This is a genomic window from Stenotrophomonas sp. YJH_SMC_82 (assembly GCF_059368875.1).
Genome location: NZ_JCAFSE010000001.1, coordinates 129,670 through 156,128, shown reverse-complemented (window position 1 = coordinate 156,128; position 26,459 = coordinate 129,670). Strand labels below are relative to the sequence as shown.

25 protein-coding genes and 1 tRNA gene are annotated in these 26,459 nt (G+C 67.9%); 16 read left to right on the top strand and 10 right to left on the bottom strand.

Annotated features, from left to right (window positions below; all coding sequences use genetic code 11):
* Nucleotides 1-15: 15 nt before the first annotated feature.
* Nucleotides 16-270: a hypothetical protein gene (locus tag AC5P53_RS00665; RefSeq protein WP_049442042.1), complete on the bottom strand. Its 255-nt coding sequence runs from the start codon at nucleotides 268-270 to the stop codon at nucleotides 16-18.
* Between the two features lie 78 nt (nucleotides 271-348).
* On the opposite strand from AC5P53_RS00665, the gene AC5P53_RS00660 reads away from it, so the two are divergent.
* Complete coding sequence (locus tag AC5P53_RS00660; RefSeq protein ID WP_241887738.1) at nucleotides 349-1,146, top strand: AraC family transcriptional regulator; 798 nt, start codon at nucleotides 349-351, stop codon at nucleotides 1,144-1,146.
* Between the two features lie 99 nt (nucleotides 1,147-1,245).
* The gene (locus AC5P53_RS00655) at nucleotides 1,246-1,956 is read left to right on the top strand and encodes a transposase (RefSeq protein WP_241887734.1); all 711 of its coding nucleotides are present in this window, start codon (nucleotides 1,246-1,248) and stop codon (nucleotides 1,954-1,956) included.
* Between the two features lie 24 nt (nucleotides 1,957-1,980).
* Here the strand turns inward: AC5P53_RS00655 and AC5P53_RS00650 are convergent, their stop codons facing one another.
* The 3 genes from AC5P53_RS00650 to AC5P53_RS00640 are packed head-to-tail and all read right to left on the bottom strand — an operon-like array spanning nucleotide 1,981 to nucleotide 5,431.
* Entirely contained in the window at nucleotides 1,981-3,165 is a 1,185-nt protein-coding gene (locus tag AC5P53_RS00650; protein ID WP_049404907.1) for an ABC transporter permease, read from the bottom strand.
* Nucleotides 3,162-3,908 carry an ABC transporter ATP-binding protein gene (locus AC5P53_RS00645; RefSeq protein ID WP_049442045.1) on the bottom strand — a complete coding sequence of 249 codons (747 nt, stop codon included), beginning with the start codon at nucleotides 3,906-3,908 and terminating at the stop codon, nucleotides 3,162-3,164. The genes AC5P53_RS00650 and AC5P53_RS00645 overlap by 4 nt, the downstream gene beginning before the upstream one ends.
* A complete protein-coding gene (locus tag AC5P53_RS00640) occupies nucleotides 3,905-5,431 on the bottom strand; it encodes an alpha/beta hydrolase (RefSeq protein ID WP_041863953.1) in 1,527 nt (508 codons plus the stop codon). Before AC5P53_RS00640 ends, AC5P53_RS00645 begins: the two co-directional genes overlap by 4 nt.
* Before the next feature lie 296 nt (nucleotides 5,432-5,727).
* On the opposite strand from AC5P53_RS00640, the gene AC5P53_RS00635 reads away from it, so the two are divergent.
* The 3 genes from AC5P53_RS00635 to AC5P53_RS00625 all read left to right on the top strand — a co-directional run bounded on the left by AC5P53_RS00635 (nucleotide 5,728) and on the right by AC5P53_RS00625 (nucleotide 8,967).
* Nucleotides 5,728-6,255: a DUF1203 domain-containing protein gene (locus AC5P53_RS00635; RefSeq protein WP_241887730.1), complete on the top strand. Its 528-nt coding sequence runs from the start codon at nucleotides 5,728-5,730 to the stop codon at nucleotides 6,253-6,255.
* Between the two features lie 191 nt (nucleotides 6,256-6,446).
* Nucleotides 6,447-7,616 carry a lytic polysaccharide monooxygenase gene (locus AC5P53_RS00630; RefSeq protein ID WP_134809412.1) on the top strand — a complete coding sequence of 390 codons (1,170 nt, stop codon included), beginning with the start codon at nucleotides 6,447-6,449 and terminating at the stop codon, nucleotides 7,614-7,616.
* A 181-nt stretch (nucleotides 7,617-7,797) separates the two neighbouring features.
* Nucleotides 7,798-8,967, top strand: coding sequence for a lytic polysaccharide monooxygenase (locus AC5P53_RS00625; protein ID WP_014648808.1), 1,170 nt, complete (start codon nucleotides 7,798-7,800; stop codon nucleotides 8,965-8,967).
* A gap of 113 nt (nucleotides 8,968-9,080) precedes the next feature.
* Here AC5P53_RS00625 and AC5P53_RS00620 read toward each other — a convergent pair whose 3' ends face one another.
* Nucleotides 9,081-9,830: a ferredoxin--NADP reductase gene (locus tag AC5P53_RS00620; RefSeq protein ID WP_241887728.1), complete on the bottom strand. Its 750-nt coding sequence runs from the start codon at nucleotides 9,828-9,830 to the stop codon at nucleotides 9,081-9,083.
* Nucleotides 9,831-9,914: 84 nt separating this feature from the next.
* Here AC5P53_RS00620 and AC5P53_RS00615 point away from each other — a divergent pair, with 84 nt between their 5' ends.
* The 5 genes from AC5P53_RS00615 (at nucleotide 9,915) to AC5P53_RS00595 (ending at nucleotide 14,696) form a co-directional block, all read left to right on the top strand.
* Complete coding sequence (locus tag AC5P53_RS00615) at nucleotides 9,915-10,883, top strand: ABC transporter ATP-binding protein (RefSeq protein ID WP_005411567.1); 969 nt, start codon at nucleotides 9,915-9,917, stop codon at nucleotides 10,881-10,883.
* Complete coding sequence (locus tag AC5P53_RS00610; RefSeq protein WP_014038898.1) at nucleotides 10,880-11,671, top strand: ABC transporter permease; 792 nt, start codon at nucleotides 10,880-10,882, stop codon at nucleotides 11,669-11,671. Before AC5P53_RS00615 ends, AC5P53_RS00610 begins: the two co-directional genes overlap by 4 nt.
* Before the next feature lie 250 nt (nucleotides 11,672-11,921).
* Nucleotides 11,922-12,689 (top strand): hypothetical protein, encoded by a 768-nt coding sequence (locus tag AC5P53_RS00605; RefSeq protein ID WP_041863959.1) that lies wholly within the window; start codon nucleotides 11,922-11,924, stop codon nucleotides 12,687-12,689.
* Nucleotides 12,690-12,876: 187 nt separating this feature from the next.
* On the top strand, nucleotides 12,877-13,815 hold the full coding sequence (panE, locus tag AC5P53_RS00600) for a 2-dehydropantoate 2-reductase (RefSeq protein ID WP_241887727.1): 939 nt from the start codon (nucleotides 12,877-12,879) through the stop codon (nucleotides 13,813-13,815).
* Between the two features lie 71 nt (nucleotides 13,816-13,886).
* Complete coding sequence (locus tag AC5P53_RS00595; RefSeq protein WP_262093735.1) at nucleotides 13,887-14,696, top strand: Rossmann-fold NAD(P)-binding domain-containing protein; 810 nt, start codon at nucleotides 13,887-13,889, stop codon at nucleotides 14,694-14,696.
* Between the two features lie 55 nt (nucleotides 14,697-14,751).
* Here AC5P53_RS00595 and AC5P53_RS00590 read toward each other — a convergent pair whose 3' ends face one another.
* Nucleotides 14,752-15,549, bottom strand: a complete 798-nt coding sequence (locus AC5P53_RS00590; RefSeq protein ID WP_046433165.1) for a TatD family hydrolase — start codon at nucleotides 15,547-15,549, stop codon at nucleotides 14,752-14,754.
* A 67-nt stretch (nucleotides 15,550-15,616) separates the two neighbouring features.
* On the opposite strand from AC5P53_RS00590, the gene hrpB reads away from it, so the two are divergent.
* Together hrpB and AC5P53_RS00580 are read left to right on the top strand one after the other, a co-directional pair.
* A complete protein-coding gene (gene hrpB, locus AC5P53_RS00585; protein WP_197576162.1) occupies nucleotides 15,617-18,121 on the top strand; it encodes an ATP-dependent helicase HrpB in 2,505 nt (834 codons plus the stop codon).
* Between the two features lie 200 nt (nucleotides 18,122-18,321).
* Nucleotides 18,322-18,696, top strand: coding sequence for a hypothetical protein (locus AC5P53_RS00580; RefSeq protein WP_014648816.1), 375 nt, complete (start codon nucleotides 18,322-18,324; stop codon nucleotides 18,694-18,696).
* Nucleotides 18,697-18,789: 93 nt separating this feature from the next.
* Here the strand turns inward: AC5P53_RS00580 and AC5P53_RS00575 are convergent, their stop codons facing one another.
* Together AC5P53_RS00575 and AC5P53_RS00570 are read right to left on the bottom strand one after the other, a co-directional pair.
* Nucleotides 18,790-19,329 carry a pseudouridine synthase gene (locus tag AC5P53_RS00575; RefSeq protein WP_111205360.1) on the bottom strand — a complete coding sequence of 180 codons (540 nt, stop codon included), beginning with the start codon at nucleotides 19,327-19,329 and terminating at the stop codon, nucleotides 18,790-18,792.
* A 171-nt stretch (nucleotides 19,330-19,500) separates the two neighbouring features.
* Nucleotides 19,501-20,358: a methyltransferase gene (locus tag AC5P53_RS00570; protein ID WP_241887725.1), complete on the bottom strand. Its 858-nt coding sequence runs from the start codon at nucleotides 20,356-20,358 to the stop codon at nucleotides 19,501-19,503.
* A 169-nt stretch (nucleotides 20,359-20,527) separates the two neighbouring features.
* On the opposite strand from AC5P53_RS00570, the gene AC5P53_RS00565 reads away from it, so the two are divergent.
* The 4 genes from AC5P53_RS00565 to AC5P53_RS00550 all read left to right on the top strand — a co-directional run bounded on the left by AC5P53_RS00565 (nucleotide 20,528) and on the right by AC5P53_RS00550 (nucleotide 24,964).
* Nucleotides 20,528-21,484, top strand: coding sequence for an aldo/keto reductase (locus AC5P53_RS00565; RefSeq protein ID WP_197557179.1), 957 nt, complete (start codon nucleotides 20,528-20,530; stop codon nucleotides 21,482-21,484).
* A gap of 649 nt (nucleotides 21,485-22,133) precedes the next feature.
* Nucleotides 22,134-22,206: transfer RNA gene (locus tag AC5P53_RS00560), tRNA-Gln, on the top strand.
* Between the two features lie 356 nt (nucleotides 22,207-22,562).
* Complete coding sequence (locus AC5P53_RS00555; RefSeq protein WP_014648820.1) at nucleotides 22,563-23,687, top strand: slipin family protein; 1,125 nt, start codon at nucleotides 22,563-22,565, stop codon at nucleotides 23,685-23,687.
* 56 nt (nucleotides 23,688-23,743) lie between these two features.
* The gene (locus tag AC5P53_RS00550) at nucleotides 23,744-24,964 is read left to right on the top strand and encodes an RtcB family protein (protein WP_134809417.1); all 1,221 of its coding nucleotides are present in this window, start codon (nucleotides 23,744-23,746) and stop codon (nucleotides 24,962-24,964) included.
* A 95-nt stretch (nucleotides 24,965-25,059) separates the two neighbouring features.
* Here AC5P53_RS00550 and AC5P53_RS00545 read toward each other — a convergent pair whose 3' ends face one another.
* Together AC5P53_RS00545 and AC5P53_RS00540 are read right to left on the bottom strand one after the other, a co-directional pair.
* Nucleotides 25,060-25,965 carry an NAD(P)/FAD-dependent oxidoreductase gene (locus AC5P53_RS00545; RefSeq protein WP_049442056.1) on the bottom strand — a complete coding sequence of 302 codons (906 nt, stop codon included), beginning with the start codon at nucleotides 25,963-25,965 and terminating at the stop codon, nucleotides 25,060-25,062.
* Nucleotides 25,955-26,410: an Rrf2 family transcriptional regulator gene (locus AC5P53_RS00540; RefSeq protein ID WP_014648823.1), complete on the bottom strand. Its 456-nt coding sequence runs from the start codon at nucleotides 26,408-26,410 to the stop codon at nucleotides 25,955-25,957. Before AC5P53_RS00540 ends, AC5P53_RS00545 begins: the two co-directional genes overlap by 11 nt.
* Nucleotides 26,411-26,459: the final 49 nt, after the last annotated feature.

Here is a 26,459-nt window from a genome sequence, read left to right as displayed (position 1 = left end):
CGGGCCGTGTTCGTTTCAGGAGAGGCTGTCGATCAGGCGTTGCAGTGCCGGATCGCGCGCGGCCAGCACCTGGAACAGGCCCAGCGCATGCAGGCCCGGCAGCAGCCCACGCAGATCTGCTTCGGCGGTGGCCCGGGTGGCGTCATCGCTGGCGGGGTCCTGCCAGTCACGGACGCTGGCGAGGAAGGCGCCGACGCTGCCCTTGCGCACGGTGAGGCCGTTTACCTGTACTTCGTTCTGGTGGTCGGGAAGGATGTCCTGGGGCTGCATCGGGGCGGCTCGTGTTGAAATGGGCGCCCAGTGTGGCGCGCGCGGATCGGCGCTTCTGCCGTATAACTGCCAATGGATATGGCAGATCAGACACCGACCGGCTTGATTGATCCGGCATTGGCGGACGCCGACGACGGCCCCATCGTGCTGGCCGGCCAGCTGCGCGTGCCCGGGAGGCGGCGCACCGCCCGCCACCAACACCGGCGCGGTCAATTGCTGGGCGCCCATCAGGGCCTGTTGCGGATCGAAGCCGGGAATCTGCAGTGGCTGCTTCCGGCCGGGCACGTTGCCTGGATACCGCCGCTGCTGCCCCATGCGCTGCTCGGGGCAGACGGGTTCGATGGCTGGAGCCTGTACGTCCGCGCCGATGCCGGCCTGGATCTGCCCCCGCTGCCCCGTATTTTCCAACCCGATGCGCTGTTGCAGGCGGCGGTGACGCGCGCACTGCGCTGGCCGCATCAGGCACTGGACGCTGCGCAGGCACGCCTGGCCGGCGTCATCGCCGATGAGATCCGTGCCAGCACTCCCTTGCCATTTGCCCTGCCACAGCCGCGGGATCGCCGGTTGTGGCGGATCGCGGCGGCGCTGGCGCGTTCGCCGGACGACCTGCGCAGCGTCCAAGCGTGGGCAGCCGCCAGCGGACTGTCCAGCCGCAGCCTCGCCCGCCGTTGGCAGGCCGAAACAGGCATGACCTTGAGCCAGTGGCGGCAGCGCCTGCGCGTGCTGCTGTCACTGCCACGCCTGCAGGCAGGCGAACCGGTGATCAGCGTCGCCCTGTCGATGGGCTACGACACGCCCAGTTCCTTCATCAACGTGTTCAAGCGCGAGATGGGGGTAACGCCCGCGCGGTACGCAAAAGGGGACGGAGGGGATTAAGTCGCTTCTGACTCCTCCGATACGCCTGCGCGGCATTACCTGATGCCCTACGCCACGGTGCCGATGCCAGGCTGAGGCCCCCTTCGACCTGGGAATCCCATGCCCCGACAAGCGCGCCTGATGCTGGCCGGCCAGGCCTATCACGTGGTCCAGCGCGGTGTGAACAAGGGTGCGATCTTTGTCGACGACATCGACCGGCAACTGTTCCTGCATCTGCTGCACAGCGCTTTCCTCAAGCACCGCGTCGCACTGCATGCCTACGTACTGATGGACAACCACATCCACCTGCTGGCCACGCCATCCACGCAGCGTGGGCTGGCCGATGCAATGCGCATGCAGGGCAACAACTATGTACAGGCTTTCAACCAGCGGCACGGCCGCACCGGTCCCCTGTGGCAGGGCCGCTTCCATTCCTCGATGATCGACAGCGACGCTTACCTGCTCAGCGTATACCGCTACATCGAACGCAATCCCGTTCGTGCCGGCATTGCGGTCAGTGCTGAAGATCATCCGTGGTCCAGCGTGCACGGCAACCTTCAACGACGCGATGACCCCATGCTGACCCCGCATCCCGCATTCAGAGCGTTGGCCGCGACCGCTCGCAACAGGACGGCGGTGTATGCGCGATTCCTGCGCGATGTGAATGCGTCCGCCGATCTGCCCGCAATCCGCAGTCATAGCGCCAAACAGCGTCCGTTGGGGGATGCTGCGTTCCTGCGGATGGTAGAGAAGATGCTCGGGCGGCCGGTGGCGATGCGAAGACAAGGCCGCCCGCGCAAGGAGGGGACGGGAGGGGCAGAAACGACTTAATCCCCTCCGTCCCCTTTTTTGGGGTCAGCCGGAGATGGCCAGGCGCTCGTTGTGGTAGCGGCGCACGGCGGCGAACCACAGCACGGCGGCCAGGCCGAGGCTGGCACCAAGGTAGATCGCCCAGACCGTCGGGGTGATGGTCTCGTGGCGGATCACCTTCAGCAGCATCTGGTTCTGCGACAGGAACGGCACGGCGTACTGCCACATCTCGCTCTTCAGCGGGTAGGCCACCAGTGCGTAGCCGGGCAGCATCGGCAGCAGCATCAGCCAAGTCATGTGGCTCTGCGCTTCCTTCATGCTCTTGGCCGCGGCCGACAGGAAGGTCAGCAGCGAGGTACCGATCAGCAGCATCGGCAGCATCACCAGCAGCATCTGCAGCATCGAGCCGACGTTCATGTTGAACTGGCGGCCGATGTTGCCGGGTGCGATCTGCGCGCTCACCTTGAACGCGACCAGGGTCAGCAGCAGCGACACGAAACCGACCACGCAGGCGGCGGCGATCTTGCCGCTGACGATCGCGCTGCGCGAGCCCGGCGTGGCCAGCAGGGGTTCCAGCGACTGCCGCTCGCGCTCGCCGGCGGTGGCGTCCATCACCAGGTAGGCACCCCCGATGAACGAGGTCAGCGTCAGCAGTACCGGCAGCAGCATCGACAGGATCATGCCGCGCTTGGCTTCGGCACTGGCCAGGTCCTGGCGTGCCACGTCCAGCGGGCGTGCCACCTGTGCATCGATGCCGCGTGCCATCAGGCGCAAGGCACCGACCTGGCCGTTGTAGGTGGCCAGCGCCGCCTCCAGGCGTGCACTGGGTACCTCGGCCGCGCGACGCGTGCTGTCCTTGATCACCTCCACCAGCGCCGGCTTGCCCTCGGCCCAGTCCTTGCCGAAGTCCCCGCTGATGCGCAGCGCCACATCGATATCCTGGCTGCGGATGGCCTCGGCCAGGTCCTTCGGCGCCGGCGCGGCATTGAGGCCCTGTGCGGCGAGGAAGCGCACCAGGTTCGGCGCGTTCTCCGCGCCGATCGTCGGGATCTGCAACGGCTCCTCGATCTGGGTGCGCACCCGGCTCTCGGCCAGCTTGCCCATGCCCAGCAGCAGCACCGGGTACAGCAGCGGCCCGAACAGCAGGGTCAGCAGCAGCGTGCGGCGGTCACGCGACAGGTCGCGCAGTTCCTTGCGCATCACCGTCATCAGGGTCGACATCATGCTCATGCGTGCAGGCCCTCTTCGCTGCCGATCAGTTTCACGAACGCGTCCTCAAGATTGGCTTCACCGGCTTGTGCACGCAGTTCGTCGGCGCTGCCGGCGGCCATCACCGTGCCCTTGGCGATGATCACGATGTGGTCACACAACGCGCCCACCTCCTGCATGATGTGGCTGGACAGGATCACGCAGCGACCCTCTTCGCGCAGGCCCAGCAGGAAGCGGCGCAGCGCGCGCGTGGTCATCACGTCCAGGCCGTTGGTCGGTTCGTCGAGGATGACGTTGCGCGGATCGTGCACCAGCGCGCGGGCAATCGCGGTCTTGGTGCGCTGGCCCTGCGAGAAACCATCGGTCTGCCGGTCGAGGATGTCGCCCATGTCCAGCGCGTGCGACAGCACCTCGATGCGTTCGCGGATGCGCTCGGCCGACAGGCCATGCAGCTCGCCGAAGTAGGCGATGTTCTCGCGCGCGGTCAGACGCTTGTAGACGCCGCGCGCATCGGGCAGTACGCCCAGGTGGCGACGTACCTCCACCGGATTGCCGGCGGCATCGATGCCATCGACGCTGATGCTGCCCTGGTCAGGGGTCATCAGCGTGTAGAGCATGCGCATGGTGGTGGTCTTGCCGGCACCGTTGGGGCCGAGCAGGCCGGTGATCTGCCCATCGCCGGCGCGGAAGCCGACGTTGGCGACCGCCTGGATGCGGCCCGTGCGGGTATCGAAGGCCTTGTGCAGGTTGTCGGCGACGATCATGGTTCCCATCCGTTGAACGAGGTGAACGCCGGCACGTAGCTCAGCGTGTCCAGGCAGCCGGCATCCAGCGCCTTGGCATCGGTCTTGTCGATGAACTGGCCGAGCAGCCGCGGCATGCAGCCGGCGGTCAACGTGCCATGGCCCTGGCCACGGGCGACCAGCGCACGGCCATTGGGCAGGCCCTTGAGCACCTGTGCGGCGTAGCGCGGGGGGGTCACCGGGTCCAGCTCACCGGACAGCAGCAGTGCCGGCACGTCGCTGCGCAGCGGCACGGCATCGGTTGCCGGCGCCGGACGGTGCGGCCACACCGGGCAGGCGGCGAAGAAGGCGCTGGCCACTTCGTTGCCGAACAGCCGCTCGGGGTCCTCGGCCGGCGCGTGGTAGCGCGGCGCATCCTCGCTGCAGATCACCGACCACTGCATGCCGCGGTTGATCTGGAAATCCATGCTGCGGTTCGCGCCGCGCGCCAGCGATGCCAACGGGGCATAACGACCGTGCGCGGCTTCATCCAGCACCAGTGGCAGCAGCGAGGAATACTGCGGCACGTAGGAGAAGGCGAAGGCCAGGCCGACCACGCTGTCCGGCGTCAGGACATCCTGCCGCGGTGCGTTGGTACCCGGGTCGCGATACTCGACCGAGACCGGTGCACGGCGCAGGGTGTCGACCACGCTGCGCAGCTGCGCGCGGGTGTCGGTCGGGAAACGCTTGCTGCACGCGGCATCCTTGCGGCACTGCGCCGACTGCAGGGCGATCGCATCCTCGAAGGTGGTCGCGAAGTCGCCACCGACCACCAGCTCGTTCGGTACCACGCCATCGATGACGATGCTGCGGGTGTGCTGCGGATAGGCCCCGGCATAGCGCTGGGCCACGCGGGTACCGTAGGAGCCGCCAACCAGGTTCAGCTGGTCCACACCGAGCGCCGCACGCACCGCATCCAGATCGGCGATCGCCTCGGTGGTGGTGTAGAAGCGCGCATCGGCACGCCCCTGCAGCGATGCGGCGCAGCGCTGGGCGTAGTCGCGCAGCGATGCCTCGGAAGGCGCGGCATCCTCGTCCATCTGCAGCGGCTTGCCATCTGCGCCCAGGCAGCTGAGCGGGTTGGAGCCGCCGGTGCCGCGCTGGTCGATCAGGAACACGTCGCGCTGCTTGCGCACCTGGCGCAGTGCGGTATCGACGATGACCGCCACCTCGCTGGCCGCCTGTCCGGGGCCGCCGGCCAGGAAGAACACCGGGTCGGGCTGGCTGGCGCCGCTGCTGCCCGATTCCAGCCAGGCGATGCGCAGGCCGATCCGGCGGCCATCGGGCTGGGCCCGGTTCTCCGGCACCTGCAGGGTGGCGCACTGCGCCTCCACGTTGGCGCTGGCGCCTTCGGTGGACAACGTGCAGGGCTGGAAGTCGATCGTGCCGAAGCGGCGGCTGGGTGCATCGCTGGCGCTTCCGGCGGCGGCCGGCGGCGGTTGGCTGCACCCGGCAAGCATCAGGCTGGCCAGCATCCCGGCCAGCGCGAGGTGGTGTCTTTGCATCGTGCTCGTTTCCCCTGGAGGACGTTCCTGTCGACCACGACGGGCTGCCGCGGAAGATGTGACCCAACTTACACGGGCAGCGCGCCGACGGCGATGGGCAATGACGAATCCGCCGCCGACGGCGCGCAGACCTGGCAGTCCCGCGCTCGGCCTTGGCCCGTGCAGGGCGGCATCGGCGGCGGCCAGCAGCACCCCAAGGGCCAGTGTTCCGGCCCGACGGCGATGCGGGGTCTGAAAACGGCGAGCACGGCGACCGGCGCATGCGCACAATCCGCGGAAAACCCAAGGAGACGCCCATGCACGCGTGGTACCTCGGCGGCATCGACCACCGCCCTTTCCTGCACCTGTTCGAGATGAGCGACAGCGCGCTCGCCACGCTCGGCATCCAGCGTCGCTGGGCCGGCGCCAACGGCGGACATCCCTGCCGGATCAGCCTGAGCGACCCCGCGCCTGGCAGCGAGCTGCTCCTGCTGTCCCACGTCCACCTGCCGCTGCATTCGCCGTACCGCGCCGCCGGCCCGATCTTCGTGCAGCGCGGCGTGACCCGTTGCGTCCTGCCGCCGGGCGAGGTGCCCCCGTATGTGCAGCGCCGGATGATCTCGATGCGTGCCTATGACCACGCCGCGCTGATGTGCGGTGCCCAGGTCTGCGCGGGCACCGAGGTGGCCGACCACCTGGATGCACTGTTTGCCGACCCGTCGGTGGCGTTCGTGCAGCTGCACAACGCGGCGCATGGCTGTTTCTCGTGCCAGGCAGATCGGGTGGGTACCGGGACTGCGTCGCGTGATCTCTATGACGTGATCGATGCCACGCCGGTCACGTGACGTCCAGCGCATCCGTTCAGCCCTGCGTGAAGCCTGCGGGAAGGGCTTCACATGCGCAGTCACGGATCGGCACTGCGATGGTTCCGTCCCCTGCAGTGCGGCTCGATACTCGCCGTGGTGCCGCCGAAAGTCCGCCGCGCAGCGCAGCTCCTGCGGTCACCGTTCCCTTTCGACGACCACAAGGATGCGCCATGTCATTACGATCCACACCGCTGTTGCTGGCCACCTCGTTCGCCGCTGCGGGCCTGTGCCTGGCCGGCAGCGCGTTCGCCCACGGCACGATGACCACGCCGGTCAGCCGCGTCTATGCCTGCTTCCAGGGCAATCCCGAGAACCCGACCAACCCGGCCTGTGCCGCTGCAAAAGCGATTGGCGGTTCACAGGCGTTCTACGACTGGAACGGCATCAACCAGGCCAACGCCAACGGCAACCATCAGGCCGTGGTACCCGACGGGAAGCTGTGCAGCGGCAACAACCCGACCTTCCGCGGCCTGGACGTGAACCGCAGTGACTGGCAGACCACGCCGATCCAGGCCGATGCCAATGGCAAGTTCACTTTCGTGTTCAAGGCGACCGCACCACACGCCACGCGCGACTGGCGCTTCTTCGTTACCCGCGAAGGCTGGCAGCCGGGAAGCCCGCTGCGCTGGGCCGACCTGCAGGAGTTCTGCACGCTGGGCAATACGCCGCTGTCGGCCGACGGCACCTACAAGCTTCAGTGCACGTTGCCGCAGCGCACCGGCCAGCATGTGATCTACAACACCTGGCAGCGCTCGGATTCGACCGAGGCGTTCTATACCTGCATGGACGTGCGCTTCCAGGGCGGCGGAGGGACCGCACCGGCACCGCAATGGCAGGACGCCGGCCCGGTCACCGCACGCAGTGAGCTGCCGGTTGGCACGACGCTGGCGCTGCGCGTGTTCAACGCCAACGGCAATGACGTCGAACGTGTGGAGGCCACCCTGGCCAGCGGCCAGACCGCACCCGCGCAGTGGCCGTTGGTGCTCGCCCGCAAGGTCAATGGCAGTGCCCAGCACGCGCGCGTGGGCGTGCTTGCCAATGGCGTGATCACGCCGACCGCCTCGGCCACCGACAACCGCGTGTACCTGAAGGACGGCAACCGCTTCCAGCTCGATACCCAGGTGCCCGACCCGGGTACACCGTCACCGGGCGGTGATTTCGACCACGTGTACCCGGCGGGCATCGGCAGCTATGTGCCGGGCCAGACCGTGGTGAAGGGCAGCGACGGCAAGCTGTACGCCTGCCGCCCGTTCCCGGAAGGTGCATGGTGCAACGTCAACGCCGAGGCGTACCGGCCGGGTGTGGGTGCGGCCTGGCGCGATGCATGGATTGCATACTGAGACCGGGTACAGGGAACGGTGGCAGAGCGCCGTTCCCTGCATAGCGTGAGACGCGCCAGCGTGTGAGTGGGAAGCCGTTCCCATATGCAACCACGCGATGCTTTTTTCAACGTAATCCGATGGATGCGGGCGGGCGGGATGTCGAGACTTCGCGGGGTTTCACCACCCACAGGAGATCTCCATGCATCTGTCACACCGGACCGTCATCGCGCTGTCTGTGATCGCAGGCATTGCCACCTCTGGCAGCGCGTTCGCCCACGGCACCCTGTCCAAACCCGCCAGCCGTGTCTATGCCTGTTACCAGGGCAATCCCGAAAATCCGACCAACCCCGCCTGCGCTGCCGCCAAGGCCATCGGTGGTGCGCAACCGTTCTATGACTGGGCCGGGATCAACCAGGCCGAGGCCCATGGCAACCACCAGGCCGTCGTGCCCGATGGCGAGTTGTGCAGCGGCGGCAACAGCAAATACCGCGGCCTGGATCTGAACCGCAGTGACTGGGAGACCTCGCCGATCCGAGCCGACGCCCGTGGCCGCTACACGTTCGAGTTCAAGGCGCCGGCCCCGCATGCCACCCGCGAGTGGAAGTTCTATGTCACCCGCGATGGCTGGCAACCGGGCAGCCCGCTGCGCTGGGCCGACCTGCAGGAATTCTGCACGCTGGGCAACGTGCCGGTCTCCGGTGACGTCTACAAGCTGGACTGCCCGCTACCCAAGCGCAGCGGCCAGCACATCATCTACAACACCTGGCAGCGCTCGGATTCGGGCGAGGCGTTCTATACCTGCGCAGACGTGCGCTTCGAGGGGGGCGGTGGTGTGACCCCGCCGCCGCAGTGGCAGGACGCGGGTCCGGTCACTGCCCGTGGTGCGCTGGACGTGGGCACCATCCTGACCCTGCGGGTCTTCAACGCCCAGGGCAACGATCTGGAAAGCCCGCAGATCACCCTTGCCGCCGGCCAGACCGCTGCGAACCAGTGGCCGCTGGCACTGGCCCACAAGGTCAATGGCACTGCGCAGCAGGCGCGCGTGGGGGTGATGAAGAACGGCGTGATCACGCCCGTCGCCTCGGCTACCGGGAACCGCGTCTATCTGAAGCCAGGCCACCTGTTCCAGCTCGATACCCGCGTGCCGGATCCGGTCGATCCGATCGATCCGCCGCCGGCTGACGACTACGACTTCGTATACCCCGCGGGTATCGGCAGCTACACGCCGGGCCAGACCGTGGTGAAGGGCACCGACGGCAAGCTGTATGCCTGCCGCCCGTTCCCGGAAGGCGCCTGGTGCAACATCAATGCAGAGGCCTACCGCCCGGGTACCGGCTCTGCCTGGCGTGATGCCTGGATCGAGTACTGAAGGCAGGGCACCGGGGGCGGCGTGGGGTCGCCTCCGGTTTCCAGGGTTGCCGGCCAGCGGCCGGCACTACCAGGTTCGTGGGGTTGCCGGCCAGCGGCCGGCGCCAGCCGGACCTATTTGCTGCTGACGTACTTCTCGCGGCGGATCTGCGGGTTGCCCAGGCCGGCGGCCTTCAGCAGCTCGGCGCAGGCATCGACCATGTCCGGGTTGCCGCACAGGTAGGCGATGTCCGTGGCCGGGTCCGGCGTGAAACCGGCCAGCGCCTGCTGCACGTAACCGTGCTGCACGTCCGGATGCGGATCGGCGGGCAGTTCGCGCGACAGGCACGGAACATAGCGGAAGTTCGGGTGTTTTTCGGCGAAGCTGTAGAAGTCCTCGCTGTACAGCAGCTCGCCCGGGCTGCGCGCGCCCTGCAGCAGCACGATCTGCGCACCACGTTCGGCCATGGCCTTTTCCAGCAGCGGCAGCATCGAGCGGTACGGGGTAACGCCGGTACCGGTGGCGATCAGCAGGTAGCGGGCATTGTGGTCACCGGGATTCAGGCAGAAGCGGCCGTAGGGGCCGGATGCACTGATCTGGCCGCCGTGCTCCAGCGCCTCGAACAGCGCGGTGGCGGCGCCACCGGGCACGAAGCTGACCGCGATATCCACCGCCTCGCCCGGGCCCAGTGCGTGGTCGTGAATGGTCGCCAGCGAGTAGCTGCGCTTGGTTTCGGTGCCATCGGCGTAGCTGAAATGGACCTGGATGAACTGGCCGGGCTGGAAATCCAGCGGCTGCCCATCGTCACGCACGAACTGGTAGTGGCCGACGGTCCGGGCCAGCATGCGGCGGCCGACCAGCTTGAGGGGGAATTGAACAGGCACGACTTTTCGGGACAGTGTGTAGCCGGGGCAAGCCCTCGGGGTCTTCTATAATAGCCCCTCCCCGCCCCTCTCCAGCGCCAGCCCATGGGCGCGAAGGCTTCGAGCTTGGCATCCCAGAACGATACGGCGCCCGCCCTGCGCGTGCGCGACCTGCGCAAGACCTACGACAACGGCACCCAGGCCCTGAAGGGGGTTTCCCTGGAAGTGGCCCCGGGCGACTTCTTCGCCCTGCTGGGCCCCAACGGTGCCGGCAAGTCGACCCTGATCGGCATCATCAGCTCCCTGGTCAACCTCAGCGAGGGCCAGGTGGAAGTGTTCGGCAGCGACCTGGTGCGCAACCGCAGCGCCACCATGCGCCTGATCGGGCTGGTGCCGCAGGAAATCAACTTCAACCTGTTCGAAAAGCCCTTCGACATCCTGGTGAACTACGCCGGCTTCTACGGCGTGCCGCGCGAGGAAGCGGAGCAGCGCGCCGAAGAGGAACTGAAGCGGGCCCACCTGTGGGAAAAGGCGCAGGTGATGAGCCGCACGCTGTCCGGCGGCATGAAGCGCCGGCTGATGATCGCCCGCGCAATGATGACCCGCCCACGCCTGCTGATCCTGGATGAGCCGACCGCCGGCGTGGACATCGAGATCCGCCGCGACATGTGGCGCGTGCTGAAGGAGATCAACGCTGCCGGCACCACGATCATCCTCACCACGCACTATCTGGAAGAAGCCGAGTACCTGTGCCGCCACCTGGCGATCATCAACCATGGCCAGATCGTCGAGCAGGGGCCGATGCGCACCCTGCTGGCCAAGCTGGACGTGGAGGGCTTCCTGCTGGACATCGACGGTGACCTGCCGGCGCAGCTGCCGGTGATCGAGGGCGCGACCCTGACCGCGCCGGACCCGCACACGCTGGACATCGACATGCCGCGCGCAATGGACCTCAACCGCGTGTTCGCCACGCTCAACGAGGCCGGTATCCGCGTGCGTTCGATGCGTACCAAGAGCAACCGCCTGGAGGAGCTGTTCGTGCGCCTCACCGGCAACCTGGAGAAGCCTGCATGAGCACCACCGAGCTGACCGACGGCCAGCGCAACCGCATCGCACTGATGACCATCGTGCGCCGCGAAGTCGCCCGCATCATGCGCATCTGGGGCCAGACCCTGGTGCCGCCGGCGATCACCATGACCCTGTACTTCCTGATCTTCGGCAACCTGATCGGGTCGCGCGTGGGTGACATGGGCGGCTACACGTACATGCAGTTCATCGTGCCGGGCCTGGTGATGATGAGCGTGATCCAGAACAGCTACGGCAACATCAGTTCCTCGTTCTTCGGTGCCAAGTTCGGCCGCCACGTGGAAGAGCTGCTGGTCAGCCCGATGCCGAACTGGGTGATCCTGTGGGGCTACGTGGCCGGCGCCGTGCTGCGCGGCCTGATGGTGGGCGTGATCGTGCTGATCATCGCGATGTTCTTCACCCCGGTGCGCATTCCGCACCCGCTGGTGATGCTGACCACGGTGATCCTGGGCGCGACGATCTTCTCGCTGGCCGGTTTCATCAATGCGGTGTATGCGAAGAAGTTCGACGACGTGGCGATCGTGCCGACCTTCATCCTGACCCCGCTGACCTACCTGGGTGGCGTGTTCTATTCGGTGAAGCTGCTGCCGGGCTGGGCCGAAGCGGCCACGCACGCGAACCCGATCTTCTACATGGTCAATGCGTTCCGCTATGGCCTGCTGGGCAGCAGCGATGTGCCGCTGCCGGTGGCCTATGGGTTGATGATCGGCTTCGTGGTGGCGCTGACGGCGCTGGCGTTGTGGCTGCTGCGCCGTGGCGTGGGCATGCGCAGCTAAGGGTGGCCTGCAGGGCCTGCGGCCCTGCACCCGCCGAATCAACGTCAACTTCAACGGCAACGGCAACGGCAAAAGCTGACTATCCGGGGGATGGCAAATTCCGGCGATCTGCCGGGATGTCGTTCTCCGCTGCTGCTGGTAGGTGTCGACCTTGGTCGACACGATGGATCGACGCCATGCGTGGATGGAGCTTTCACGGCAAAGCCGATGTTCCGCTTTTCTCGTTCGGGATTGCAGCTAGGTTGTGGCGATGAAGATCACTTCCATTGCGCTGGACAAAGCCGTGTCGGACGGCCCCATCGATGCCTTCAGCCATGCGTTGCTGGGCGATTCACCCACGCTGGATGAGGTGCTGGAATACCTGGCCTCGCGGCACGCGGCTGATCCCCGGTATCGCTACCTGTGCACGCTCGATGATGCCGGCCAGTGCCGCTACACCAGCATGCACGCGTCAGACGACGCGCGCATCGCGCTCTACGAGGACGAAGACCCGGCGACCCCCGACGATGCGTTGGCGGCACGCGGGCGGTTGCTGGCGCATGTGGTCGCGCAGCTTGAGCATTCGACGCATCGGCTGGAATGGAGCACGCTGGCGGGCACGCTGATGTGCAATGACGCGGACATCGAGGCATTGGTCGCGGCCAATGCCGCACCGGATCTCATCGTCGACGAGGTGGTCTGCGTGCAACAGGTGCCCGTGGATCGTGACGACCTGCTGATCGCCGCCCTGCCCAACGGCTACTTCAGCGCGGACTGGAACATCTTCCAGAACCACGCCCTGATCCGGCACCTGCAAGAGCATTACGACTACCGCCTGTTCGGGCTTGGCGCATCGTGGCTGGGCTTCCAGCGTGACAGCGCGCCGTCGCCTGCGGAAGCGGACGCTCTGGTCGCGGACCTGCAGCGCGTCTACGCTGCCGGAACGCACGACACCTGGTCACAACTGGCTGCAACGCTGTCCTCCCGCACCACGCTTCTATTGGGATACACCGAAGGCTTCAGCGAACAGCTGCCCTGAGCGCGGTTCTACACGCGCTCGCGCAGCGAGCGGCCCGCTTCCGCTCCTGATCTGTCTTCCGTGGTGGCCGCACCCGGCCAACCCCACTGAACCGTGCTTCCCGCGAACCACCACGAGTGGCACCGCCGTTGGCCGCGATCTCCGGCACAATCGAAATCCTGATTCCCCAGAACACGGTGAACGTGCAATGCGCATCCTGATCCTCGGCGCCGGCGGTACCGGCGGTTACTTCGGTGGTCGCCTGGCCCAGGCCGGTGTGGACGTGACCTTCCTCGTGCGCCCCGCGCGCGCCGCCCAGCTGGATCGCGACGGCCTGGTCATCCGCAGCCCGCTCGGCGATGCCAGCTTCCCCGTGCAGCATGTCACCGCTGATGCACTGCCCGCATTGGCCGCGCAGAAGCCGTTCGACCTGGTCATCCTCAGCTGCAAGGCCTACGACCTGGACAGCTCGATCGACGCCATTGCCCCGGCCGTGGGCGCAGGCACCACCGTGCTGCCGATCCTCAACGGCCTGCATCACTACAACGCACTGGACGCGCGCTTCGGCCGCGACGCCGTGCTTGGTGGCCTGTGCTTCATCAGCGCCACCAAGGCCCCCGACGGTGCGGTGCTGCACCTGGGCAAACCGGCCAAGCTCACCTTCGGCGAGCGCGACAGCGGCGCGGCCTCGGCGCGCGTGCGCGCCTTCGCTGCGGTCTGCGCGCAGGCCCATCTTGATCACCTGGCCAGCGAACACATCGGCCAGGAACAATGGATCAAGTACACCTTCCTTACCGCGCTGGCGGCGGCGACCTGCCTGCTGCGCGCCGACATCGGCACCATCGTTGCCACCGATGATGGCGAGGCGATCGTGCGCGGCCTGTACGACGAATGCCTGGCCGTGGCCGAAGCCGCCGGTGAACCGGTTCCCGTGGCCGCGCAGGACACCGCGCGCGGCACCCTGACCCAGGCCGGCTCGGCACTGAAGGCATCGATGCTGCGTGACCTGGAAGCCGGCCAACAGGTGGAGGCCGAACAGATCGTCGGCGACATGCTGGCCCGCGCGCGCAAGGCCGACCAGGAAGCCCTGCTGCTGCAGGTCGCCTACAGCAGCCTGCAGGCCTACCAGGCACTGCGCGGCGCGTGAGCATCATCTCCGCCGCCAGTGCATCGCCCTCGCGGGTGCTGATCCTCGGGCTGGGCTGGAGTGGCGGTGCGATGGCCCGACATCTGCAGGCATTGGGCGCACACGTCGCCGGCACGGTACGCGATCCCGCATCGGCACCACGCGATGGTCTGCGTCGCCATCCGCTGGGTGCCGATGCCACGCCATCGCCCGCCCTGCTCGATGAGATCGCGCAGGCCGAGGCCGTGCTGTGCAGCGTGCCACCCGACGCCGATGGCGATCCTGCACTGCGCCTGCTGTTGCCCGCGCTGCGGGCCAGCCCGGCATTGCGCTGGGTGGGCTATCTGTCGTCCACTTCGGTGTATGCCGACCGCGCCGGCGGCTGGGTCGACGAGCGCAGCGCAGCCGATGCCACTGAAGCAGCCGGCGTGCAGCGCCTGCGGGCCGAAGCGCAATGGCGTGCGCTTGCAGGAGAACGCGGCATCGCATCGGCAGTGTTCCGCCTGCCCGGCCTGTACGGGCCGGGGCGCAATGCGCTGCTGCAGCTGGCGCAGGGACGTGCCCGCCACGTAGTGCGTCCCGGGCTGCTATTCAACCGGCTGCACGTGGATGACCTGGTGACGGTCGTTATCGCGTCGATGCAGCGGCCGTGCGTGGATGGCCTGTATCTGCCGGCCGATGACGAGCCGGCACCGCCGCAGGAGGTACTGGCCTTCGCCGCGCAGCTGGGCGGGTTTGCGATGCCACCTGCCGTGGCATGGGACGACCCTGCACTCAGCCCGACCCTGCGACGCTTCTACCAGAGCAACAAGCGCATCGACAGCCGTGGCACGCGTGAAGCACTGGCGTGGGCGCCGCGGTTCCCCAGCTACCGTGAGGGCCTGCGCGACCTGCTCCGGTAGTGCCGGCCGCTGGCCGGCAATCAACCGTGTTGCCGGCCAGCGACCGGCACTACCATCAACCTGCGCCGGGCAGGCGGAAGAACGTACGCGTCGCGGCCGTTGCATTCGCGGCGGTAACTGCCACGTCCTCGCCACGGTCACGCGCCAGTTCTTCCACGATGTGCGAGAGAAACATCGGTTCGTTGCGGCGGTCCTTCGGCATCGGCTTCAGCGTGCGCGGCAGCAGGTACGGTGCGTCGGTCTCGATCATCAGGCGGTTGGCCGGGATGTTCTTCACCAGTTCGCGCAGGTGCGCGCCACGGCGCTCGTCGCACAGCCAGCCGGTGATGCCGATGTACCAGTCCTGGTCCAGGTAGTCGAACAGCTCGTCACGCTCACCGGTGAAGCAATGCACCACCGCCGGGCCGATGCGGCCTTCGAAGTTCTTCATCTGTGCCATGAAATCGGCATGCGCATCGCGCTGGTGCAGGAACAGGGGCTTGCCATTGTCCGCGGCCAGCTGCAGCTGGCGCTCGAACGCGCGGTGCTGGGCCGGGCGCGGCGAGAAATCGCGGAAGTAGTCCAGCCCGCACTCCCCCACCGCCACTACTTCCGGGTGGGCATGCAGCGCGCGCATTTCGGCATCGCATTCCTCGGTGTATTCCACCGCGTGGTGCGGGTGCACGCCGGCGGTGGCGTACAGGAAGCCGGGGTGCTGCTGGGCCAACTGCAGGGCCAGTGGCGAGTGCTCGCGGCTGGCACCGGTGATGACCATCTGCACCACGCCGGCCTGGCGCGCGCGGTCCAGCACGGCATCGCGGTCGCGGTCGAAGGAGTCGTGGGTCAGGTTGGCGCCGATATCGATCAGGTGCATGGTCATCGCGGGGGAAAAGTGCCCGCGCATTGTACCTGCGCCTGCCGTGGCCCCTTATCCTTTGCATATGAACGCCCCGCTCTTCCCGATTTCCCCGCTGCTGCCGCAGATCCAGCAGCAGCTGGCCGTGCAACCACGGCTGGTGCTGGAGGCCCCGCCCGGTGCCGGCAAGACCACCCAGGTGCCGCTGGCGCTGCTCGACGCGCCGTGGCTGCAGGGCCGCAAGATCATTCTGCTGGAACCACGCCGGGTCGCCGCGCGCAGCGCGGCGCTGTTCATGGCACGGCAGCTGGGTGAGGAGGTCGGCGGCACGGTCGGCTACCGCATCCGCTTCGAGAACAAGGTATCCGCGCGCACCCGCATCGAGGTGGTCACCGAGGGCATCCTGACCCGGATGCTGCAGGACGACCCGATGCTGGAAACCGTCGGCGCGATCCTGTTCGATGAATTCCACGAGCGCCATCTCAGTGGGGATCTGGGCCTGGCGCTGGCGCTGGACGTGCAGGCGCAGCTGCGCGACGACCTGCGCCTGGTGGTGATGTCGGCCACGCTGGACGGCGAGCGGCTGGCACGCTTCCTCGATGCGCCGCGGCTGAGCAGCGAGGGCCGCAGTTATCCGGTGGCGATCAGCCACTTCCCGGCGCGCCGCGATGAAGCCCTGGAACTGCAGGTGCGCCGCGCGGTGCAGCAGGCACTGGCCGAGCACCCCGGTGACCTGCTGGTGTTCCTGCCCGGCCAGCGCGAGATCGCGCGCGTCCAGGCCGGCCTGCAGGAGTCACTCGATGGCAACGTCGAGGTGCTGGCGCTGCATGGCGAGCTGCCGGTCGAACAACAGGCGCGCGTGTTGCAGGCCGCCAGCGATGGCCGCCGTCGCGTGGTGCTGGCGACCAACGTGGCCGAGTCGTCGGTGACCCTGCCCGGCGTGCGCGTGGTGATCGACAGCGGCCAGGCGCGCGAGCCGCGCTACGACCCCAACAGCGGCTTCACCCGGCTGGACGTGGTGGCCATCGCGCAGGCGTCGGCCGACCAGCGCGCGGGCCGTGCCGGTCGCGTGGCCGAGGGCGTGGCCTGGCGGCTGTGGCCGCAGTCGCAGCGGCTGGAGCCGCAGCGCCGCGCGGAGATCGACCAGGTGGAACTGGCCGGACTGGCGCTGGAACTGGCCGCGTGGGGCAGCAGCGACCTGCGCTTCCTCGACCCGCCACCGGCCGGCCCGATGGGTGCGGCGCGCGAACTGCTGCAACGCCTGGGTGCACTGTCGGACTCGGGCGCGATCACCGCACTCGGGCGCCGTGTACTGGCGCTGGGTACGCACCCGCGGATGGCGGCGATGCTGCTGGCAGCGCCCGATGCCCGCGCGCAGGCGCTGGCCGCCGATCTGGCCGCCCTGCTGGAAGCGCGCGACCCGCTGCGCCAGGGCGGTGACGCGCTGGCGGCCCGCTGGCGCGCACTGGCCGCGTTCCGCACTGGCCGCGCGCCGGGCGATGCCAACCGCAGCGGGCTGGCCGCCATTGATGCCGCCGCCAAGCAGTGGCGTCGCCGCCTGCGCTGCGAGGCTACGCCGCCGGCCAGCATCGAGGCGCACGAACTGGGCGATCTGCTTGCACACGCCTTTCCCGACCGGATCGGTTTCCAGCATCCCGGCGATCCGCTGCGCTACCTGCTGGCCAATGGCCGCAGCGCGCGCCTGCACGAACTGAGTGACCTGCGCGGTGAGCCGTGGCTGGTGGCCAGCGAACTGCGCTTCGAGGCGCGCGATGCGCTGCTGCTGCGTGCCGCACCGGTGGATGAAGGCCAGCTGCGCAAGGCATGGCCGGAGCGCTTCGTCACCGAAGACGTGGTGCGCTGGGAGAGCGAGCGACGCGCCCTGGTGGCGCTGCGCGAGACCCGTTTCGACCGGATCGTGCTGGACAGCCGCTCGGCCGGCCGGGTCGATCCGCAGCACGCCGCGCAGGCGCTGACCGATGCGGTGGCCGAGCTCGGCCTGCAGGCGCTGCCGTGGACCGAGGGCCTGCGCCAGTGGCAGGCACGGGTGGAATCGCTGCGGCGCTGGATGCCCGAGCTCGGCCTGCCCGACTGCAGCGACGATGCCCTGCTGGCCACGCGCGCGCAATGGCTGCAGCCCGCGTTCGCCGGCAGGACGCGACTGGATGCGCTGGATGAATCCAGCTTCGGCGAGGCGCTGAAATCGCCACTGGAGTGGTCACAACGGCAGTTGGTCGAGCGTCATGCGCCGACCCGCATCACCGTGCCGTCCGGACTGGAGCGGCCGATCACCTATGCGCTGGACAGCGAGAGCGGCGATCCGCTGCCGCCGGTGCTGGCGGTGAAGCTGCAGGAACTGTTCGGCCTGGCCGACACGCCGCGCATCGCCGATGGCCGCGTGCCGCTGACCCTGCACCTGCTCTCCCCCGGCGGCCGCCCGCTGCAGGTCACCCAGGATCTGCGCAACTTCTGGGAAAGCACCTACGCCGAAGTGAAAAAGGAGATGAAGGGCCGTTACCCGCGCCACCCATGGCCGGATGATCCGTGGACGGCGACGGCAACGCACCGGGCCAAGCCGCGCGGAACCTGATTGGTAGTGCCGGCCGCTGGCCGACAGCCCCCTGGCACCAGGCGGAGAGCATTGCCGGCCAGCGACCGGCACTACCGGGTGCGGAGCCTGCCTGATCCTGAATGGCTGCGGTAAAGTCACACCACGTGCGTCCCCGACTGACATACCGTTTACGGGCAACACGCGACACTGGACTTCGACCCGAGGCAAAGGACCCCCGCATGAGCAAGCTGACCGTAATCACCGACCGCGCTCTGGAGCGCGCCCTGGAGCTGGCCCACACCGCCGGCGATGGCCTGAAGAGCGCCGGTGGCAGCCTGCGCAACGCGGACTGGATCAAGACCGGCGCCGCCCTCGGCGCAGTGAAGACCGGCGGCAAGGTCGCCACCAAGTTCGCCCGCCGCAACCCGGCCGTGACCATTGCCGCGGCTGCCGTCGGCGTCGGCCTGCTCGGCTATGCGCTGTACCGCAAGCAGCAGAAGAAGAAGGCTGCCAATGGCCACGTGGTGAATGGGCAGGCGCAGCGCATCCACGCACGCGACCGTCGCAACGACACCGTGGTGGACGAGCACAGCGATATCGGCAGCGACGCGTGAAGCTGCCCGGGTCAGAGCCCTTCCGCAGGAAGGGCTCTGACCCTACCAGCTACGAGAGGGCCGGATGCCGCGAGGTATCCGGCCCTTTCTGTTTCAACCGATCTGCCGCCACTGCCCCGGCTGCAGGTCGTCCAGCCGGTAGGGCCCCATCGCCACCCGCACCAGCCGCAGCGTTGGCAGGTTCACTGCCGCGGTCATCCGCCGCACCTGGCGGTTGCGGCCCTCGCGGATCGTGATCGCCAGCCAGGCATCGGGCACGGTCTTGCGGAAGCGCACCGGCGGATCGCGTGTCCACAGCGACGGCGCCGGATCGAGGCGCTCGATCTTCGCCGGCAAGGTCGGCCCGTCATTCAGCTCCACCCCATCGCGCAACCGTTGCAGCTGCTCATCGCTGGGCGTGCCTTCCACCTGCACCCAGTAGGTCTTGTCGGCCTTGTGCTTCGGGTCGGTCAACGTGTGCGCCAGCGTGCCGTTATCCGTCAGCAGCAGCAGGCCTTCGCTGTCATGGTCCAGGCGACCGGCGGCATACACGCGCGGCGGCAGGCCGAACCCGGACAGCGTCGGTCGCGGCGGTACGCTGCGGTCGGTGAACTGGCAGAGCACGTTGAAGGGCTTGTTGAAGGCGATCAGCATTGCGGGCACGGCAGTCGGCGGGTGGCGCATTGTCCCATGCCGCGCCACGCGCCACTCGGCTGTAGAGCCGAGCCCATGCTCGGCTCATCGCGCACAGCACGGCGGAACGCAACAGCAGCCGAGCATGGGCTCGGCTCTACAGAGTCAGCATGCGCCAGCCCGGCACCCCTCTTACGGCTTGATGAAGCGCAGGGTCATGCGGTCGCTTTCGCCGATCGCCTGGTACTTCGCATCATCGGCCTTGTCGTGCTGGTTGGTCGGCGGCAGCGTCCACACGCCGTTCGGGTGGTCCTTGGTGTCGCGCGGGTTGGCGTTGACCTCACTGCGCGCGTCCAGCTTGAAGCCGGCGGCCTCGGCCATCGCGATCACCTGCTGCTGGCCGACATAGCCGGTGTCATCGTCGTCGGCCACGTCGGCCTTGGCGCGGTGCTCGACCACGCCCAGCACGCCGCCCGGCTTGAGCACGTTGAAGAAGCCCTGGAACATGCCCTGCGCCTGGCCGGCCTTGCGCCAGTTGTGCACGTTGCGGAAGGTCAGCACCACATCGGCTGAACCGGCCGGGCCGAACACCGGCTTGGCCGGATCGTAGGCCACCACGGCAGTCTTGCCGAACTGTGCCGGTGCAGCGGCGTACTTCCTTTCCAGGCTGTCGCGGCTGCGCTGCTGGTAGTCACGGCCGCGGCCTTCGGGCACCGCCATCGGATCGACCACCGCAGCAACGTAGTGGCCCTTGTCGTGCAGCAGCGGCGCCAGGATCTCCGAGTACCAGCCGTTGCCGGGGGTGATCTCGATGACGGTCTTTTCCGGCGTCACCTTGAAGAACGACAGCGTCTGCGCCGGGTGGCGGAAACCGTCGCGCTTGACGTTGTTGGCATCGCGGGTGGGCGCCTTCACCGCCGCGTCGATGGCCGGCGACACCTCGATCTTCGCCGGCGCGACCGTGGCCGGTGCGGCAAACGCGGGAACAGCGGCAAGCAGGGCCGAAGCAAGCAGCAGGCGGCAACCACGCAGGGACGAAGCAGGCATCATCGGAGCGACTCCAGCGGAAGATGCGGCGAGACTAGCAGCCGCGGCGCCCCAGGTGTTCACAAAACGTTAGCCGCGTGCGTATCGCGGAACACTGTTTTGTGGTCGCCGCCGCAGCACGGTCACACTACGCGTTCTATTCTGGAGCACTTCCCCCAAGGAGTCCGTGCCCATGACGGCAACCCGCGAACTGGGCCGTTCCGGCCTGCATGTACGTCCGCTCGCCTTCGGTGGCAACGTGTTCGGCTGGAGCGCCGATGAGAAGGCCAGCTTCGCCCTGCTCGATGCCTTCGTCGACGCCGGCTTCAACCTGGTCGACACCGCCGATGTGTATTCGGCCTGGGTGCCGGGCAACGCCGGCGGCGAATCGGAAACGCTGATCGGCAAATGGTTCGCGCGCAGCGGAAAGCGCGACAAGGTGGTGCTGGCGACCAAGGTGGCCAAATGGGCCGAACGCCCCGGCCTGACCCCGGACAACATCAATGCGGCGGTCGAGGATTCGCTGCGCCGCCTGCAGACCGACGTGATCGATCTGTACCAGGCCCACGAGGATGATGAGTCGACGCCACTGGAAGCGACCCTGGCCGCGTTCGGCCGCCTGATCGAAGCCGGCAAGGTGCGCGCCATCGGTGCCTCCAACTACAGCGCCACGCGCCTGGCCGATGCGCTGAAGGTGTCCACCGACTACAAGCTGCCGCGTTACGAAACCCTGCAGCCGGAGTACAACCTGTACGACCGTGCCGGCTACGAGAAGGAGCTGGAACCGCTGGTGCAGCGCGAACAGATCGGCGTGATCGGCTACTACGCCCTGGCCAGTGGCTTCCTCAGCGGCAAGTACCGCACACCGGCCGATGCGGCCAAGAGCCCGGCACGTGGCGAAACGGTGGTGAAGCGCTATCTGAACCCGCGCGGCCTGCGCATCCTGCAGGCGCTGGATGACGTGGCCAGCAAGCACAGTGCCAGCGCCGCACAGATCGCACTGGCATGGCAGATCGCGCGGCCGTCGATCACCGCGCCTATCGTCAGCGCCACCAGCGTCGAACAGCTGCACGATCTGCTGGCAGCGGCCAACGTGTCGCTGAGCGTGCAGGATGTCGCGCAGCTGGACGCCGCCAGCGCCGAAGCGTGAGGCCCGGTAGTGCCGGCCGCCGGCCGGCATTGCCCACGTGCCGAAGAAAACAATTGAACAAAATGGTTGCACGCGACTAAATCGTGGTTTATCGTGCGCACCTCGTTTCAACAACCACTGGAAACTTCCCTTGAACGCGCATTCCGTCGCCATCGCCAAACTGCTGCCATGCCTGCGCATGGACGGGCTGGCGCGCGCGTTCGGCAAGGAAGACCAGCTGACAACGGCCTGATACCCGCCCTGCGGAGATCGGCCACCCCGATCTCCGAGGCCTGACGACGCCCTCGGAACGCAAGTCCCGGGGGCGTTTTCGTTTGCGTCGGCACAAGGACCCGCGATGCCAGAACTGCACCCCGCGCGGCAACCCGCCGCTCACTGACCCAGGTTTCTCCCGCCCCGCCGAAGGATTTACTTCGCGCGATCGGCTGCGCCCGGACATTATCTGCATCGCATCAAAACATTATCGCTCGTCGATAATGTCGGTGGCCTGCACCCTCGATTCTCCAACGGTCCCGTTTCCATCACGGGCTGGTGCGCGCGGCGTTGCCGTGGCGTATGCCGGAGGTCGCGGACATGCCATCGCCTGGATCGCCTGCTGGAGGCAGGCGCCGGTTCGCCGGTACGCGGTTCGATTCCGCGCGGTCCCCAACTGGATAGCTCAGCAGGGTAGAGCAACGGATCCTGATTCCGTCTGTCGTGGGTTCGACTCCCACTCCAAACCACATGACCTGTCACGTCATGACTTGAAGCAACACCCGGGGCGCAAGCCCCAGCGGCCATCGTCGCCGTCCACCGCCATCGCCTTCGGGCGGGGCGTGGAAGGCAACGGACCGCACGCCGGGCCCCGGCCCGCCGCCACTGCCAGCCACGTTCCGCCCCGGTGCTGCCTGCCGGGAACGGCGATGGCAGCACTGCCGGTGCACCGAAGGCTCCGCGCGCGGACCGTCCGCCGATGGCCGCCCTCTTCCGCTGCCTGCACGTGGTGTGCAGGCGGCCGCGCCACGACCTGATCGACCCGGGTCATGGCGATTCATCCGCAACGGGTCGAACCACCAGAGCCATACAAGGAGAGACTCCCATGTTCTGGACCATCAAGGTCGTGATCGGCGACGGCGAGCGCGGCCTGGTGTATCGCAACCGTCGTTTCCAGCAGATGCTGCTGCCGGGCGTGCACCGCCTGTCGCCGTTCGGCGGCCGCCCGCACGTGGACATCCACACCGCATCGAAGGGCGCGGCCTATACAGGCAGCGACCAGGACAGCCTGATCGAGGCACTGGGCGCGACGCTGGACACGCACTTCGTGCTGGCCAATGTCAGCGCCACCGAAGTCGGCCTGTTGCTGCGCAACGGCCGCATCGATGAAGTGCTGCCGCCGGGCAGCCGCCGTCTGTACTGGCGGGGTTCGGTCGACACCCAGGTACGCGTGATGGCGCTGGGTGACGAGCCGCGCATCCCGGCGGACGTGCAGCAACGCCTGGGCCAGCTGGGCGTGCTGCCGCGTGTGGCGGTGATCAGCACCGTGCCAAGCGAGTCGGTCGGCCTGCTGTTCATCGATGGCACGCTGCGGCAGACGCTGGACGCCGGCCTGCACGCGTTCTGGAACTTCAACGGCAACGTGTCGGTGGAGCGCGTGGAACTGCGTGCACGTTCGCTGGACGTGTCCGGCCAGGAGCTGCTCAGCCGCGACAAGGTGACCCTGCGGGTGAACCTGGCCGCGACCGTGCAGGTGATCGACCCGGTGCGTGCACACCGCACGCTCAGCAATGCCGATGAGTTCGTCTACCGGCAGCTGCAGTTCGGCCTGCGCCAGGCGATAGCCGCGCGCAGCCTGGACGAGCTGCTGGGCGACAAGGCGGCGCTGGACGGCGAGATCGCCGCCCATGTGCAGGCCGCGATCGAGGGCCACGGCGTGCGGCTGCTCGGCGTGGGCATCAAGGACGTGATCCTGCCGGGCGAGATGAAGGAGATCCTCAATGGCGTGGTGCTGGCCGAGAAGCAGGCCCAGGCCAGCGTGATCCGTCGCCGCGAGGAGGCCAACGCCACGCGTTCGCAGCTCAACACCGCAAAGCTGATCGAGGACAACCCGGTGCTGATGCGCTTGAAGGAGCTGGAGGCACTGGAGAAGGTCACCGAGAAGATCGACACGCTCACCGTGTTCGGCGGCCTGGATGGCGTGCTGAAGCAGCTGGTGACGATCAGGTAGGGGGTAGCGGCGGCGCAGGGACGCGCCGCCGGCCCATCAAGGACATACACGAAGACATGGACACTCAACACAACTATCAATGGCTGCACGCCGAGGGCACCACGCCGATCAAGGGCTGGGTCAACGGTGTGCCGCTGGAAGCGCAGGCGCATGAGCAGCTGCGCAACATCGCCGCGATCCCGTTCGTCGGGCCGTGGGTGGCCGTGATGCCGGACGTGCACCTGGGCAAGGGCGCGACCGTCGGCTCGGTGATCCCGACCCGCGGTGCGATCATCCCGGCCGCGGTCGGCGTCGACATCGGCTGCGGCATGGCGGCGGTACGCACCACGCTGCGCGCCAACGACCTGCCCGACGACCTGCGGCAGCTGCGCAACAGCATCGAGCGCAGCATTCCGGTCGGCAACGGACGCGGCGGCGAGCATCACCGCATGCCCGACAGCATCCACACGCGGCTCGTGCAGTCCGGGCTGGCCGCCGGCCTGGATAAGATCAAGGACAGGCACCGCAGAATCCGCACCGACAAGCTCGACCGCCAGCTGGGTACGCTGGGTGGTGGCAACCACTTCATCGAACTGTGCCTGGACGAGACGGACACGGTGTGGGTGATGCTGCACAGCGGATCGCGCGGCACCGGCAACCTGATCGGCACCTACTTCATCGAGAAGGCGCGCGAGGAACTGGCCCGGCGCGTGCTCGGCTTCCACCTGCCGGACAAGGACCTGGCGTTCTTCATGGAAGGCGAGCCGCTGTTCGATGACTACGTCGAAGCCGTGTCGTGGGCGCAGGACTACGCCCGGCAGAACCGCGAGGCGATGATGTCGCGCGTGCTGGCCGAGATGCGCCACCGCTTGCCGAAGTTCCAGCTGGCAGCGATGGCGGTGAACTGCCACCACAACTACGTGCAGAAGGAGACGCACCACGGCCAGGAACTGCTGGTGACCCGGAAGGGGGCGGTGAGTGCGCGCGAAGGCGAGCTGGGCATCATTCCCGGCAGCATGGGCACGCGCAGCTACATCGTGCGCGGCAAGGGCAACGCCGACAGCTTCCACAGCTGCAGCCACGGTGCCGGCCGGGTGATGAGCCGTGGCACGGCGCGCCAGCAGATCACGCTGGCCCAGCACCGCGAGGCCACCGCGCACGTGGAATGCCGCAAGGACAGCGGCGTGCTGGACGAGTCACCGGCCGCGTACAAGTCGATCGACGATGTGATGGCCGCGCAGCTGGACCTGGTCGAGGTGGTGCACACCCTGCGCCAGGTGCTGTGCGTGAAGGGGTAACGGAGCGGTGCCGGCCAAGGCCGGCCTCTACCAGAGCAGCACGTCGCGTCGGGGGTCAGATCGCTTTCTGCGAAAGGGATCTGACCCCGGCACATTCAGCGCGGCACGCTGTCTTCGGCCACCAGCGCATGATGCACGCCGATGCCCGCGCGCACGCCTTCGGCCATGGCCAGGGTGATGTTGCCGACCGTCGTCGCATCGCCTGCGGCATACACGTTGGGCACCGAGGTCTGCTTCATCATGTCGACCTCGATCAGCACCCCCAGCGGGCTCTCGACCAAGGTGCAGCCAAGCTGCTGCACCAATGGCGTGGCCATCGCCTGGGTGGCCGGTACGAACAGCGCACGCTGGGCGATGCGGCGGCCATCGGCCAGCTCCACTTCCAGCCAGGTCGGCTGGTCGCCCTGCACGCCCAGCACCGGCGACGTCTCGATCTGCACGCCGCGCTGCTGCATGGCAGCCCGTTCCTCATCGGTGATCGGCAGGCCCTGGCTGAAGAAGGTGACATTGCCCCAGTCGGCAAACAGCGGCGCCTTGCCGGCGGACATCGGATGGCCGCCAAGCAGGCCGATGGCGCCGCCACCCACTTCGTAACCATGGCAGTAGGGGCAGTGCAGCACGGTGCTGCCCCAGCGCGCGGCCAGCCCGGGCAGTTCCGGCAGCTGGTCGGCGATACCGCTGGCCAGCAGCAGCTTGCGCGCGGCCAGCACCTGGCCATCGGCGGTACGTACTTCCACGCCCTCTGCGCTGGCGTTGGCCTGCACAGCCTCGGCATGCACCCAGCGCACGCTGGGGTAATCCAGCAGCTGCTGGCGCGCGGTCTTCAGCAGCTCGGCGCCGCTGATGCCATCCAGCCCTGGCACCCCGTGCGAATGGCTGGCGAAGCGGTTGCGCGGCGAGCCGGCGTCGATGACGGTGACCGGCCGCCGGGCGCGGGCCAGGATCAGGCCGGCGGCAATGCCGGCGTAGCTGCCGCCGACGATGAGCACATCAGGATTCATGAGGACCTTCCAGGGAACGGTGATGGGCGAGATGGCGGGCGAAGTCGGCGCCGAGCTGGTCCAGCGTGGTCGCCCGCAGGCGCGCCTCCAGCAACCGCTGTGCCTCGCGTGCCCCCTCCAGCAGCGCGCTGTTGACCAGCTGCTGGATCGGGCAGCCGCCGCCGGCGTCGCGGGCGCCGACCTGCACCAGCGGTGGTGCGCCCACGGCCAGATAGATGTCATGCAGGGTGATCGTTGCAGCGTCGCGGGCCAGCTGGCTGCCACCGCCATGACCGCGGGTGCTGCGTACCAAGCTGGCCTTGTGCAGCTGCGCCAGCAGACGGCGGATCACCACCGGATGGGTCGGCAGGCAGGACGCCAGCTGCCCGGAGGTGCGCGGGCCATCCTGGCCGACCAGATGCGCCATCACGTGCAGGGCGTCAGAGAGCGGGTTCGCGGATTTCATGTAACTACATTAGTTACATTTATATCCCCTGTCCAGGGTCCGCATTTGT

Excerpts from the sequence above, each read along its gene's own strand:
- AC5P53_RS00645 (WP_049442045.1), bottom strand. The coding sequence starts at position 3,908 with ATGATCGTCGCCGACAACCTGCACAAGGCCTTCGATACCCGCACGGGC.
- panE (WP_241887727.1), top strand. The coding sequence starts at position 12,877 with ATGCGCATCCTGATCCTCGGCGCCGGCGGTACCGGCGGTTACTTCGGT.
- AC5P53_RS00610 (WP_014038898.1), top strand. The coding sequence starts at position 10,880 with ATGAGCACCACCGAGCTGACCGACGGCCAGCGCAACCGCATCGCACTG.
- AC5P53_RS00590 (WP_046433165.1), bottom strand. The coding sequence starts at position 15,549 with ATGCACCTGATCGATATCGGCGCCAACCTGACCCACGACTCCTTCGAC.
- AC5P53_RS00545 (WP_049442056.1), bottom strand. The coding sequence starts at position 25,965 with ATGAATCCTGATGTGCTCATCGTCGGCGGCAGCTACGCCGGCATTGCC.
- AC5P53_RS00595 (WP_262093735.1), top strand. The coding sequence starts at position 13,887 with ATGGCCCGACATCTGCAGGCATTGGGCGCACACGTCGCCGGCACGGTA.
- AC5P53_RS00625 (WP_014648808.1), top strand. The coding sequence starts at position 7,798 with ATGCATCTGTCACACCGGACCGTCATCGCGCTGTCTGTGATCGCAGGC.
- AC5P53_RS00640 (WP_041863953.1), bottom strand. The coding sequence starts at position 5,431 with ATGCAAAGACACCACCTCGCGCTGGCCGGGATGCTGGCCAGCCTGATG.
- AC5P53_RS00570 (WP_241887725.1), bottom strand. The coding sequence starts at position 20,358 with ATGATGCCTGCTTCGTCCCTGCGTGGTTGCCGCCTGCTGCTTGCTTCG.
- AC5P53_RS00540 (WP_014648823.1), bottom strand. The coding sequence starts at position 26,410 with ATGAAATCCGCGAACCCGCTCTCTGACGCCCTGCACGTGATGGCGCAT.
- AC5P53_RS00635 (WP_241887730.1), top strand. The coding sequence starts at position 5,728 with ATGCACGCGTGGTACCTCGGCGGCATCGACCACCGCCCTTTCCTGCAC.
- AC5P53_RS00615 (WP_005411567.1), top strand. The coding sequence starts at position 9,915 with ATGGGCGCGAAGGCTTCGAGCTTGGCATCCCAGAACGATACGGCGCCC.
- AC5P53_RS00605 (WP_041863959.1), top strand. The coding sequence starts at position 11,922 with ATGAAGATCACTTCCATTGCGCTGGACAAAGCCGTGTCGGACGGCCCC.
- AC5P53_RS00550 (WP_134809417.1), top strand. The coding sequence starts at position 23,744 with ATGGACACTCAACACAACTATCAATGGCTGCACGCCGAGGGCACCACG.
- AC5P53_RS00565 (WP_197557179.1), top strand. The coding sequence starts at position 20,528 with ATGACGGCAACCCGCGAACTGGGCCGTTCCGGCCTGCATGTACGTCCG.
- AC5P53_RS00580 (WP_014648816.1), top strand. The coding sequence starts at position 18,322 with ATGAGCAAGCTGACCGTAATCACCGACCGCGCTCTGGAGCGCGCCCTG.
- AC5P53_RS00650 (WP_049404907.1), bottom strand. The coding sequence starts at position 3,165 with ATGAGCATGATGTCGACCCTGATGACGGTGATGCGCAAGGAACTGCGC.
- AC5P53_RS00665 (WP_049442042.1), bottom strand. The coding sequence starts at position 270 with ATGCAGCCCCAGGACATCCTTCCCGACCACCAGAACGAAGTACAGGTA.
- AC5P53_RS00655 (WP_241887734.1), top strand. The coding sequence starts at position 1,246 with ATGCCCCGACAAGCGCGCCTGATGCTGGCCGGCCAGGCCTATCACGTG.
- AC5P53_RS00555 (WP_014648820.1), top strand. The coding sequence starts at position 22,563 with ATGTTCTGGACCATCAAGGTCGTGATCGGCGACGGCGAGCGCGGCCTG.
- AC5P53_RS00630 (WP_134809412.1), top strand. The coding sequence starts at position 6,447 with ATGTCATTACGATCCACACCGCTGTTGCTGGCCACCTCGTTCGCCGCT.
- hrpB (WP_197576162.1), top strand. The coding sequence starts at position 15,617 with ATGAACGCCCCGCTCTTCCCGATTTCCCCGCTGCTGCCGCAGATCCAG.
- AC5P53_RS00660 (WP_241887738.1), top strand. The coding sequence starts at position 349 with ATGGCAGATCAGACACCGACCGGCTTGATTGATCCGGCATTGGCGGAC.
- AC5P53_RS00575 (WP_111205360.1), bottom strand. The coding sequence starts at position 19,329 with ATGCTGATCGCCTTCAACAAGCCCTTCAACGTGCTCTGCCAGTTCACC.